Consider the following 1,872-nt stretch of genomic DNA (forward strand, 5'->3'; position numbering starts at 1 on the left):
CCTTAGGTTTCATTCTGAAGAGTCGGTCGAGCACCAGGGCGTACTCATGTTTGAACCCTAGACAGCGCTCGCTGACAACTACCTGAAGCCAATATTACTTTTCTGTCAGTTGCTTGTTGGCAGAAGCATTTCGTTGCAGACTCAGCCTCACAATTATTTGAGAGCCACCCCCATGAGACTTCTGGTTGCGGAAGACGAACCCAAAATAGGTATCTATTTGCAGCAAGGACTCACTGAGGCGGGGTTCAATGTTGATCGCTTTACCAATGGCCAGGACGCGCTTCAGCACGCTTTGAGCGAGGCGTATGGCCTGCTGATTCTTGATGTGATGATGCCTGGGCTGGATGGCTGGGAAGTACTTCAGAAAGTGCGTGCATCCGGGAAAGATGTTCCGGTGCTCTTCCTCACGGCGCGAGACCGCGTTGAGGACCGAGTAAAAGGGCTTGAACTGGGGGCCGACGATTATCTGATTAAACCCTTTGCCTTTCCTGAGCTGCTGGCACGCGTTCGAACGTTGTTGCGTCGCGGCACTAGTGCGCCCTCACAAACCTATATGAAATTGGCTGATCTGGAGGTGGACCTACTTAAGCGTAGGGTTATTCGAGGAGGCAAGCGCATAGATCTGACAGCGAAAGAGTTTGCGTTGCTCGAACTGCTGCTTCGTCGTCGAGGTGAGGTTCTGCCCAAGTCACTTATTGCATCCCAAGTTTGGGACATGAACTTCGACAGTGATACCAACGTTATTGAGGTCGCGGTCAGAAGGCTCAGAGCAAAGATTGATGATGATTTTGAGTTCAAGCTGATCCACACCTCTCGGGGAATGGGTTACATGTTGGACGCACCGGACTCGGGGTCGGAATGAAGCGAATGTCACTGACTACCCGCATGAGCCTAATGTTCATGATTGCTGTAACGGCTGTGCTCTGCACCATCCAGATTGAGCGGGCAGCTTTCCATGAGAGCGTCCCGTCGCCCTCGCACTGATCGGCCGTTGATCAGCAAGCCAACACATCACCCTCATGGCTGAGGGTGGTGTCGTAGAAGACACGCGGTGAGGAATGGCGTAAACGGCAGGAGGCCTTCGATAGGGGGGGGTGAATGACTTCGCCTCCCCATGTCCACAATCTCCAGAAGGTTCAGCGATGGCTTCGATCATCACGAGGTACCTACTCACTGCCGGAATAGTGATTCTCGTATCAGAGCTGGCAAAGCGCAGTGACAAGCTGGGCGGGCTCGCCGCCGCCCTGCCGCTGGTCACGGTCCTGACGCTGGTCTGGCTCTATCCGGACAACCAGAGCATGGAGAAGATCTCCAATCATGCTTGGTACACTTTCTGGTACGTGCTGCCGCCCCTGCCGATGTTCATCGATTTTCCAGTGCTGCTTCCCAAGCTGGGATTCTGGCCAACACTTATCAGCAGCATCGACATCACAATAGCCAGTTTCGGAGGCTTCGCCATACTGCTGCGCCGGTTCGGCATTGAGCTTCTATGATCCGGCGGCCGCAGGCATCATCTTTATACGTCTTAACGGCTGTTAATGCACTCGCCCTTCACTAGGTAGCGAACCATGTGCAGCTCGCCTTTCGAGTCTTCGTAGGTCATCATACTTCTTACATTACCGCAGTACCGCACGCTGGGAGATACATACACTAACTTACCAACGTCAAGGTCCATGCCGTAGGCATAGTCTTCAAGTTGAGGCATGGGCTTTTTTACGCGCTGAGCATAATCCGCAGTAGCCTCTCTAGCAGAGCGCTCAATGCGTTGGTTTATTTCCATACCGCTTTGTGCATTGGCTGTTAGTGATGTGAAGAGCATAAACACGGCGATCGCTGATACAGTAGTGTTCATAAAAAGTCCCTTAATAAAAA

The 1,872-nt window shown here is 52.6% G+C and carries 3 protein-coding genes; 2 read left to right on the forward strand and 1 reads right to left on the reverse strand.

The window, feature by feature from the left end; genetic code table 11:
- Positions 1 to 172 precede the first annotated feature (172 nt).
- Both PM2_RS29350 and PM2_RS29355 read left to right on the forward strand, forming a co-directional pair.
- The gene (locus tag PM2_RS29350) at positions 173 to 862 is read left to right on the forward strand and encodes a heavy metal response regulator transcription factor (protein ID WP_004574648.1); all 690 of its coding nucleotides are present in this window, start codon (positions 173 to 175) and stop codon (positions 860 to 862) included.
- A 280-nt stretch (positions 863 to 1,142) separates the two neighbouring features.
- The gene (locus tag PM2_RS29355; protein ID WP_004574646.1) at positions 1,143 to 1,493 is read left to right on the forward strand and encodes a DUF3147 family protein; all 351 of its coding nucleotides are present in this window, start codon (positions 1,143 to 1,145) and stop codon (positions 1,491 to 1,493) included.
- Between the two features lie 32 nt (positions 1,494 to 1,525).
- Here the strand turns inward: PM2_RS29355 and PM2_RS29360 are convergent, their stop codons facing one another.
- On the reverse strand, positions 1,526 to 1,852 hold the full coding sequence (locus PM2_RS29360) for a DUF2790 domain-containing protein (protein WP_003253458.1): 327 nt from the start codon (positions 1,850 to 1,852) through the stop codon (positions 1,526 to 1,528).
- Positions 1,853 to 1,872: the final 20 nt, after the last annotated feature.

The organism is Pseudomonas monteilii NBRC 103158 = DSM 14164, from assembly GCF_000730605.1.
Taxonomy (GTDB): domain Bacteria; phylum Pseudomonadota; class Gammaproteobacteria; order Pseudomonadales; family Pseudomonadaceae; genus Aquipseudomonas; species Aquipseudomonas monteilii.